The organism is Hydrogenophaga sp., from assembly GCF_041633695.1.
GTDB lineage: Bacteria > Pseudomonadota > Gammaproteobacteria > Burkholderiales > Burkholderiaceae_C > Hydrogenophaga.
Map to the genome: position 1 here is coordinate 1 of NZ_JBFJMY010000151.1, position 9337 is coordinate 9337.

Annotated in this window: 9 protein-coding genes; 1 reads left to right on the forward strand and 8 read right to left on the reverse strand. The window is 64.8% G+C overall.

What is annotated here, in order from left to right:
* Positions 1–60 precede the first annotated feature (60 nt).
* The gene (locus ABYB95_RS11140) at positions 61–858 is read left to right on the forward strand and encodes an SDR family oxidoreductase (protein ID WP_372658584.1); all 798 of its coding nucleotides are present in this window, start codon (positions 61–63) and stop codon (positions 856–858) included.
* 61 nt (positions 859–919) lie between these two features.
* Here the strand turns inward: ABYB95_RS11140 and ABYB95_RS11145 are convergent, their stop codons facing one another.
* The 8 genes from ABYB95_RS11145 to ABYB95_RS11180 all read right to left on the reverse strand — a co-directional run.
* On the reverse strand, positions 920–2557 hold the full coding sequence (locus ABYB95_RS11145) for a 3-(methylthio)propionyl-CoA ligase (RefSeq protein WP_372658586.1): 1638 nt from the start codon (positions 2555–2557) through the stop codon (positions 920–922).
* Positions 2558–2696: 139 nt separating this feature from the next.
* Positions 2697–3923 (reverse strand): ABC transporter substrate-binding protein, encoded by a 1227-nt coding sequence (locus tag ABYB95_RS11150; protein ID WP_372658589.1) that lies wholly within the window; start codon positions 3921–3923, stop codon positions 2697–2699.
* A gap of 303 nt (positions 3924–4226) precedes the next feature.
* Entirely contained in the window at positions 4227–5027 is an 801-nt protein-coding gene (locus ABYB95_RS11155; protein WP_372658590.1) for an enoyl-CoA hydratase-related protein, read from the reverse strand.
* Positions 5024–6043 (reverse strand): branched-chain amino acid ABC transporter permease, encoded by a 1020-nt coding sequence (locus ABYB95_RS11160; protein ID WP_372658591.1) that lies wholly within the window; start codon positions 6041–6043, stop codon positions 5024–5026. Before ABYB95_RS11160 ends, ABYB95_RS11155 begins: the two co-directional genes overlap by 4 nt.
* A 7-nt stretch (positions 6044–6050) precedes the next feature.
* Positions 6051–6923, reverse strand: coding sequence for a branched-chain amino acid ABC transporter permease (locus ABYB95_RS11165; protein ID WP_372658592.1), 873 nt, complete (start codon positions 6921–6923; stop codon positions 6051–6053).
* Between the two features lie 11 nt (positions 6924–6934).
* Positions 6935–7651: an ABC transporter ATP-binding protein gene (locus ABYB95_RS11170; protein ID WP_372658594.1), complete on the reverse strand. Its 717-nt coding sequence runs from the start codon at positions 7649–7651 to the stop codon at positions 6935–6937.
* Positions 7648–8454 carry an ABC transporter ATP-binding protein gene (locus ABYB95_RS11175; RefSeq protein WP_372658595.1) on the reverse strand — a complete coding sequence of 269 codons (807 nt, stop codon included), beginning with the start codon at positions 8452–8454 and terminating at the stop codon, positions 7648–7650. Before ABYB95_RS11175 ends, ABYB95_RS11170 begins: the two co-directional genes overlap by 4 nt.
* An 82-nt stretch (positions 8455–8536) precedes the next feature.
* A partial coding sequence (locus tag ABYB95_RS11180; RefSeq protein ID WP_372658596.1) for an acetyl-CoA C-acyltransferase occupies positions 8537–9337 on the reverse strand: 801 nt, incomplete at its 5' end.

Sequence of the window (9337 nt, forward strand, 5' to 3'; positions counted from 1 at the left end):
CCGCCAGAAATACACCGCCGTAGCCTGTGCAGCTTTCAGCAACCATCCACGGAGACCCGCGTGCAAAACACCCGAACCATTCAACAACTGCACGATCTCAGCGGCCGCACCGCGCTCATCACCGGCGGATCGCGCGGGCTGGGGCTTCAGATGGCCCATGCCCTGGGCGAGGCCGGCGCTCGCCTGATGATCAGTTCGCGCAAAGAAGCGGAACTGGTGGCTGCCGCCGAAGCCTTGCGCGGCGCTGGCCACCAGGTGGATTGGCTGGCCACCGATGGCAGCGACGATGGCCAGACACTGGCCCTGGCGGAGCACGCGCTGAAAACCATGGGCGCGGTGGACATTCTGGTCAACAACGCCGGCACCACCTGGGGTGCGCCCGCCGCCGAGCATCCCATGGACGCCTGGGACAAGGTGCTGGATCTGAACCTGCGCAGCGTGTTTCTGCTGACCCGCGAAGTGGCCCGGCGCAGCATGTTGCCGCGGCAGCAGGGCCGGGTGATCAACATCGCCTCGACCGCAGCGCTCGGAGGCAGCGCGCGCTCCATGCAGGCCGCCGCCTACCACGCCAGCAAGGGCGCCGTGGCCAGTCTGACCAAGGCCCTGGCCTGTGAATGGGGCCCGCACGGAATCACGGTCAACGCCATCCTGCCGGGCGTCTTCCCGAGCAAGATGACGCGCCACCTGCTGCAGACCGACACGCTGGAGCCGATCGTGGCGCGCGTGCCTTTGCGCTGCGTGGGCGACGACGAGGCGCTCAAGGGTGCGGTGCTGCTGTTTGCGTCGGACGCGGGCAAACACATCACCGGCACCTTGCTGCCGGTGGACGGTGGCGTCTCCGCCGTGGTGGGCGAGTAGACCGGGTGCCAGCGCTGCACCACGGCCCAGAGCGGTGGTGCAGCGCTCGCCTGTGTAACGCTCAGGCAAGCGGCAACTTGTAGTCTTTGAACTGTTCGCGCAGTTTGGTCTTGAGCAGCTTGCCGGTGGCGGTGTGGGGCAGGCTGTCGACAAACACCACGTCGTCGGGCAACCACCACTTTGCGATCCGGGTCGACAGGTAGTCGATCAAGGTCGCTCCATCCAGCTCTGCACCTGCGCGCTTGACCACCACCAACAGCGGGCGCTCCTGCCACTTGGGGTGGGCCACGCCAATCACCGCCGACTCGGCCACCCCCGGGTGCGAGTTCGCCGTGTTCTCCAGGTCGATGGAGGAAATCCATTCGCCGCCGGACTTGATCACGTCCTTGGCCCGGTCGACCAGTTGCAGGTAGCCATCGGGATCGATGGTGGCCACGTCACCGGTGGGGAAAAAGCCCTCTTGGTCCAGCACCTCGCCGCCTTCGCGCCGGAAGTAACCACTGGCGATCCAGGGGCCGCGCACGTGCAGGTGGCCAAAGGCCACGCCGTCCCAGGGCAGGGCCTGGCCGCTTTCGTCCACGATCTTGAGTTCCACCCCCCAGACACCACGCCCTTGTTTGAGCTTGAGCTTGACCAGTTCTTCACCGGCCCAGTTGTCGTGTTTGGGCAGCAACTTGCTGATGACGCCAATCGGGCTGGTCTCGGTCATGCCCCAGCCCTGCACCACCTCGGCGCCGAACTCGCCTTCGAAACGCTCGAGCATGCCGCGCGACACCGCCGCGCCACCAATGCCGATACGCCGTATGCCCAGCGAGCGGGCGTCTAGCTCTTTGTGCGCGTCCAGGTACTGGAACAACATCATCCAGACCGTGGGCACACCTTGCGAGAAGGTCACCTTCTCGTCGCGCATCAAGGCGTAGACGCTCTCGCCATCCAGGTGCGGCCCAGGCAACACCAGCTTGGCCCCCACCATGGCGGCCGCGTATGGGGTTCCCCATGCGTTGGCGTGGAACATGGGCACGATCAGCAACACGGTTTCGGACGAGCTGATGCCAAAGGTGTCCGGCGCCAGCTCCATCAGCGTGTGCAGCAAGGTGGAGCGGTGCGAGTACAAAACGCCCTTGGGATTGCCGGTGGTGCCCGAGGTGTAGCACAGGGAAGACGCGCTCTTCTCGTCGAGCTCGGGCCATGCGTACTCGGCGCTTTGTGCATCCATCAACTCGTCGAAGCACAAGAGGTTGGGCACCTGGATGTCGGGCATGTGGGCCCGGTCCGTCAGCGCAATGAAGGCTTTGACCGATTTCAAGGCCGGCGCCAGTTGCTCCACCAGCGGCGCAAAACCGATGTCGAAGAACAGCACCTGGTCTTCGGCGTGGTTGATGATGTAGTCGACCTGTTCCGGGAACAGGCGCGGGTTGACCGTGTGCAAGACCGCACCGCTGCCCGAGACGCCGTAATACAAGGCCAGGTGGCGGTAAGAGTTCCAGGCCAGCGTGCCCACGCGATCGCCGGGCTGGATACCCAGGCCCGACAAGGCGTTGGCCACTTGTTTGGAGCGCAGGCAGATGCCGCGCCAGTTGGTGCGGTGCACCGGCCCCTCGGGCAAGCGCGAGACGATTTCGGTCTCGGGGTGGAAGGTGGCGGCGTGTTCAATCAGTGACGAAATCAGCAGCGGCCGATCCTGCATCAATCCAAGCATGGGGTGGCTCCAGAGTGGGGGGAATGGTGGGGGTTGTGGGGTATGGGGTCGGGCCATGGCTTCAAACGCAGGCCCATGAAATGGCTTGCACGGCGAGAGGCCGAAGCGCCCGTCGCCGTGCTGCCGATCTTGCGTGGACTCAGCCCCCGAAGATGGGGCCAAACGCCTCGTAGGCCTTGCCGTTGAAACGCTGCAGCGTCTTCTTCTCGATCGGATAGTAGTCCGTTGGCGAGGTCTTGACGTCGATGCCCGGGTAGAGCATGGGCGGCGTGAAGTTCAGGTTCGCGGCCTGCTTCATCAGGTTTTCACGTGTCAGGTTGTCGCCCGCTTGGCGCAGCGCTTGGGCTGCGGTGGCGGCGGTGGCGTAGCCGATCACGTTGAACGTATCGTAGGGATCGCCTGCGGGGTAGTACTGCTTCATCACCGCCAGGTACTCGTCCACATCCTTGTTGCCCTTGCCCGCCGGATCGTCGGCACCAAGCAGATAGGTCGAGGTGATGATGCCCACCGCGTTCTCGAACCCTGCTGGCTTGAGCACCGCGTTCATCGACTGCGACACGCTGGAGAGGTATTGCACCGGTTTCCAGCCGATATCGGCCGCCTTGCGGATCGCCTGGGCGGCGAACTTGGGTGTGGAGATGTTGAAGAAGGTGTCGGCACCCGAGGCCTTGAACGAAACCATCTGGCTATCGATGGTCGGATCGGTCACTTCGTAGGTCTGGTGCGAAACGATCAGGGTCTTGGCCTTGTCGCCCAGCGCATCCACAAAGCCCTTGTAGAAATCCTTGCCGAAATCGTCGTTCTGCATCAGCACAGCGATCTTGGCGTTCGGGTTGTTCTGCAAGATGTGCTGCGCATAGACCTTGCCCTCGGCCTGGTAGGTGGGCTGCCAGCCCATGGTCCAGGGGAAGTTCTTGGGATCACCGAAACGGCTGGCACCGGTGGACAAGAACAATTGCGGCACCTTCTTGGCGTTCAGGTAGCGCTGAACCGCGATGTTGTGCGAGGTGCCCAGAGAACCGACCATGGCCAGCACCTCGTCCTGCTCGACCAGCTTGCGCGTTTGCTCCACCGATTTGGCGGGGTTGTAGGCATCGTCGGCGGAAATGAATTCGATCTTGCGGCCGTTGATGCCGCCGCTGGCGTTGACCTTGTCGAAATAGGCGGTCATCGCCTTGCCAATGGTGCCGTAGGCCGAGGCCGGGCCCGAATACGGCACCAGATTGCCGAGCTTGACTTCCTTGTCGGTGGCGCCGGGGTCGTAGGCTTTCTGCGCCTGGGCCGAGAACGGCAGGCAGGCGGCCAGCAGCAGGCTGGCGCCGATGTGGAAGGACCGGCGACGACCGGTAGCGGTGAAAGAACGCATGCTTGTCTCCATCTTGGATGTTTTGGGGGGTCGAACGCCCCGGCCGGTCCCCAATGGCGGCTGGTCGGGCTTCGACCCCGATCGTATGAAGCGAGGCCCGGACCCGAATCGTCGTAACTGACGATATTGGGAGCAAGGTGGCAAGCCGTGGTGCGGCGAGCCTGCGAAATGCCCACGGTACGCACACAGTTGGGGCGCACCCCGCTGGCTCGCAAACACCTTCGAAACGCCTGTAGCGGGGATCAGAGACACGCTGCCGACCCTGCGGCCAAGGGGCGCGGCCCTTGGCAAGTGCGCCGGGCCTCAGCGCCCTGGGAACACCGGTTCGCGTTTGGCCAGAAAAGCCTGCACGCCTTCTGCGAACGCCGGGCGGTCGATCAGCTCGCGCTGCCGCTCGGCTTCGTACCGCAGTTGTTGCGGCAGGGTCTGCCGGCCCGCCGCTTCGTACACGGCCCGCATTTCCTGCGCCGCGTGCGCGGGCAGCGCGGCCAGGCTCTGTGCCAGTGCCAGTGCCGCATCTGGCAGTTGGGCATCGTCCACACAGGACCAGATCAGGCCCCATTGCTCGGCCCGCTCGGCACTCAGGTGATCGCCCAGCAACGACAAGGCCAGCGCACGTGCACGCCCCACAAAACGCTCGAGAAACCAGGTGCTGCCGAGGTCGGGCACGATGCCCAGGCGCGGCATGAAAGGCAGGTAAAAATACGCCGAGCGCGCCGCCACCACCACGTCGGCCGACAGTGCCAGGCCCACCCCGGCCCCGGCGCAGGCGCCATTGACCGCGCTCACCACCGGAAACGGCAGGGTGCGCAAGTCTTCAATGAGCGGGTTCGAGAGGCTTTCCATCGCGTCAGCGGTCTGCTGGCCCAGGCTGCCGTTCTCGGGCGGCGACATCGAACCCAGATCGGCCCCCACGCAAAAGGCTTTGCCGGTGCCGGTGAGCAGCAGCGCGCGCACGCTGCGGTCTTCGCGCAGTTCGGCGAGTGCTGCGCGCAGCGCCTGTTGCAGCGGCAAGGTGAGCGGGTTCATGCGCGCAGGGATGTTCAGGCGCAGCAGCGCCACCGCGCCCACGCGCTCGCGCACCAGAATCTGTTCCGGATTCATGGGGTGGCCCGACGCTTCCAGCGCGAGGCGGTGCTGCGCAGCAGGCCAACCGCGCCACCGGGCATGGCGAACATGATGGCGATCAGCACCACGCCATACACCGCCCAAGGCGCGGCCTTGGAAATGCTTTCGGCAAAACTGGGCACGAACATGATGAACAGCGCACCAAAGACCGCACCCCAGAGCGTGCCCAGCCCACCCACCACCACGCCCACCAGCAGCGAGATCGAGAGAAACAAGGTGAATGAATCGGGCGACACGAACTGCACCGCGATGGCCGAAAGCGCGCCGCCCACGCCGGTGAACGCGGCCGAGATACCAAAGCTCATGGACTTGTAGTGCGGGTTGTCCACGCCCATGGCTTGGGCGGCCAGCGCGTTGTCACGGATGGCGCGCATGGCCCGACCGCTGCCGCTGGACAGCAGGTTGTGCCCGATCACGAACATGACCACCGCCACCACCAGCGCGTACAGAAACAGCCATTGGTCGGGCGTGAGCGGCAGCCCAAAGGGGGCATCCGGCTTCATGAGCACGATGCCACCGACGCCGCCGGTCCACGCCTCCAGGTGCTTGTATTTCAGCAACTGCGGCATGGCCACGGCCAGCGCAAAGGTGGCCAGCGCGAGGTAGAGGCCTTCGAGCTTGAGCGCAGGCCGGCCAAAGAGATAACCGATCACCAGGCAGGCCACGCCAGCCACCGGCACCGCAACCCAATACGGCATGCCGCCGTGTTCCATGGCGATGGCAGCGGCGTAGGCGCCGAGTGCAAAAAAGGCGCCGTGGCCGAGCGAAATCTGGCCGTTGTAGCCGGTGAGGATGTTCAGGCCCAGCAGCGCAATGGCGTAACACAGCACCATGGTGCCCTGGAACAGCTGGTAGCCCTTGAGCACCCAGGTGAGCCCGGCGACAGACAGCACCAGCAGCAAGATCCAGGGCCAGGTGGCGCGCGGGGGGGCGGGGCGAACGGTGGTGGGCACGCGCTCGGAAGACAGGGTGGCGGAATGGCTCGAAGACATGGTTGGTTCAGACCCTGGTGACGATGGTCTTGCCGAGCAGACCAGATGGTTTGACGATCAGCACGCCGACGATCAGGACGAGCGCCACCGACAGCTTGAGTTCGGTGCCGACCACGTAGGTGCCCAGCAGGTTCTCCAGCACGCCAACGATGAAACCGCCCAATACCGCGCCCAGCGGGTTGTCGATGCCGCCAATGAGCGCGCCGGCAAAGGCGTACAGCAATACGCCGGTCATCATGTTGGGGTCGAGGAAAACCACCGGGGCGACCATCATGCCGGCGACGGCGCCGATCGCACCGGCCAGGCCCCAGCCCAGCATCAGCATGCGCCCCACGTTGATGCCCACCAGCCGCGAAGACGCCGCGTTCTGGGCCGCAGCGCGCATCGCCAGCCCCAGCGGCAGGAAGCGGAAAAAGCCCACCAGCAAAGCGACCATGACCAGGGCCACCGCAATCGCACCCACTTCGTGCGCCGACATCAGCGAGCTGCCGTACCAGGCGTCGGGATCAAACGGACTGGGAAAGGGCTTGATGGTGTAGCCGAACAAAAAGCCCGCCAGGCTGTGGAAGATCACCAGCAGACCGATGAACACCACCACCACCGACAACATGGGCTTGTCGTGCATGGGCCGGATCACCGCGAACTCGATCGCCGCCGCCAGGATGAAAGACAGCACCACGGTGCAGGCAAAGGCGCCCCAGTACGGGAAGCCGGCCTGGATCAGCGACCAGGCAACGAAGGTGGAGAACATGGCCATCTCGCCCTGGGCGAAATTGATGTGGTGCGTGGCCTGGTAAATCATCACCAGGGCCAGCGCCACGCTGGCGTAGATACCGCCGGTGGCCAGGCCGGCCAGCAACTGGTGCAGAAATTCATTCATGGTTGGCTTTCTTATTCACCCAGATAGGCGCGGCGCACCGCGTCGTTGCGGCGCATGTCGGCCGAGCTGCCGCCCAGTACCACCCGCCCGGTCTCCAGCAGGTAGGCGGTATCGGCCAGCTCCAGCGCCAGTTTGGCGTTCTGCTCCACCAGCAAGATGGAGACTTTCTCCTCCTGGTTGATGCGGCGCATGATGGCAAAAATGTCTTTCACGATCAGCGGCGCCAGACCGAAAGAAGGCTCGTCCAGCAACAGCAGGCGTGGACGGCCCATCAGGGCGCGGCCAATGGCCAGCATCTGCTGCTCACCGCCCGACAAGGTGCCCGCCTGCTGGCCAGCGCGCGAGCGCAGCACCGGAAAATAGCCGTAGATGCGCTCCATGTCCTCGGCCATGCCTTCGCGGCTGCTGCGCGCATACGAGCCCAGCCGCAGGTTTTCTTCGGTGCTCAGACCCATGAAGGTGCCTCGGCCATCGGGCACATGGCCCACGCCGAGCTTGGCAATCTGTTCGGTCGAGCGGTTGTCGATGGGCTGACCGGCCAGGCTCACGCTGCCGCTGGTCTGCACCATGAAGCGGCAGATGGCCCGCAAGGTCGTGGTCTTGCCCGCGCCATTGGCGCCCAGCAACGCGGTGACCTGGCCTTCGGGCACCACCAGATCGATGCCGTGCAAAACCTTGATCGCACCATAGTGGGCATGCAAGCCCTGGATCTCCAGCAAGGCACTCATGCCGACTCCTCTTCTGTTTCGCCCAGATAGGCGCGGATCACCTCGGGGTGGTTGCGCACCTCGGCCGGCGTGCCCTGCGCGATTTTCTTGCCGAAATTGAGCGCCACCACCCGGTCCGAAATGCCCATCACCAGGCTCATGTGGTGCTCCACCAGCAAGACCGTGACGTGCAGGCGGTCGCGGATGTCCCGGATCACCGTGCCCAGACTTTCCAGTTCTTCGTGGTTCAGGCCGCAGGCCGGTTCGTCCAGCAACAGCAACTGGGGTCGGCTGGCCAGGGCGCGTGCCAGCTCCACCCGCTTCTGGGTGCCAAACGGCAGGTCGGCCACCACCCGCTCGGCGTCGGCGCCGAGTTGCAGAAAATCGATCAACTCGTCGGCATGCGCACGCGCCTGCGCCTCGATGCGCGCCACAACCGGCAGGCGGAAAGCATTGCGCAAGAATCCGGCGTGGTGCCGGCTGTGGCAACCCACCATCACGTTTTCCCGCACGGTCATGGTGCGAAACAGCGCCAGGTTCTGAAAGGTGCGGCCAATGCCGATCTCGGCCATGCGGTGGCGCGGCATTTTGGAAACGGTCTGACCGTCAAAATCGATGCTGCCTTCGTTGCATTCGTACAGCCGAGAAAGGCAGTTGAACAGCGTGCTCTTGCCCGCGCCGTTGGGGCCGATCAGGGCGCAGATTTCACCGCGCCGCACCTCGAACGACACGCCATCCAGCGCCACAATGCCGCCAAAGCGCACCGTGACGGCGTTGACGGCGAGCAAGGTCTGGTCTGCGGAAGACCGCGGTTCGTTCGGCATGCTTGTCTCTTCTTTGAAAGGGTTCACGCGCTCGGCTACTCTGGCCGGGCGGGAAAAGCGCGGGCCACGGCCCGCGCAGGCGTCAGAGCCGCTCGACAATCGTCACGTTGGCCATGCCACCGCCTTCGCACATGGTCTGCAAGCCGTAGCGCTTGCCACGCGCACCCAGTGCATGGATCAGCGTGGTCATGAGCTTGGTGCCCGATGCGCCCAGCGGGTGGCCCAGCGCGATCGCGCCGCCGTTCACATTCAGGCGATCGGCATCGGCGCCCAGCGCCTTGACCCACGCCAGCGGCACCGGCGCGAACGCCTCGTTCACTTCGTACAAATCAATGTCGGCGATGTTCATGCCGGCTTTCTTCAAGGCACGCTCGGTGGCGGGAATGGGCGCCTCCAGCATGATCACCGGGTCGTGCCCGATCACGCTCATGTGGTGGATGCGGGCCAGCGGCTTCACGCCCAGCGCCTTCAAACCGCGCTCGCTCACCACCATCACACCGGTGGCACCGTCACAAATCTGACTGGCGTTCGCGGCGGTGATGACCCCGCCCTCTTGCAGCAGCTTCACGCTCTGGATCGACTCCAGGGTGGCGCCGAAGCGAATGCCTTCATCGGCCGTGTGCATCTCACCGGTGTCCACGCCATCGGCGCCGCGCACCGGCAACGCCAGGATTTCGTCGGCGAACACACCGGCTTCGGTGGCCTTGATGGCGCGCTGGTGGCTGAGCAGCGCAAACGCGTCCAGCTCGTCTTTGGCCTGGCCGTATTTCTTGGCGATCATCTCGGCGCCCACGAACTGGCTGAACTCCACGTTGTTGTAACGCTGGTTGATGGACGGGCTCTGGTAAGTACCCAATCCGGCCTTGGATGCCAGCGACGACGG

Excerpts from the sequence above, each read along its gene's own strand:
- ABYB95_RS11145 (WP_372658586.1), bottom strand. The coding sequence starts at position 2,557 with ATGCTTGGATTGATGCAGGATCGGCCGCTGCTGATTTCGTCACTGATT.
- ABYB95_RS11150 (WP_372658589.1), bottom strand. The coding sequence starts at position 3,923 with ATGCGTTCTTTCACCGCTACCGGTCGTCGCCGGTCCTTCCACATCGGC.
- ABYB95_RS11155 (WP_372658590.1), bottom strand. The coding sequence starts at position 5,027 with ATGAATCCGGAACAGATTCTGGTGCGCGAGCGCGTGGGCGCGGTGGCG.
- ABYB95_RS11160 (WP_372658591.1), bottom strand. The coding sequence starts at position 6,043 with ATGTCTTCGAGCCATTCCGCCACCCTGTCTTCCGAGCGCGTGCCCACC.
- ABYB95_RS11165 (WP_372658592.1), bottom strand. The coding sequence starts at position 6,923 with ATGAATGAATTTCTGCACCAGTTGCTGGCCGGCCTGGCCACCGGCGGT.
- ABYB95_RS11170 (WP_372658594.1), bottom strand. The coding sequence starts at position 7,651 with ATGAGTGCCTTGCTGGAGATCCAGGGCTTGCATGCCCACTATGGTGCG.
- ABYB95_RS11175 (WP_372658595.1), bottom strand. The coding sequence starts at position 8,454 with ATGCCGAACGAACCGCGGTCTTCCGCAGACCAGACCTTGCTCGCCGTC.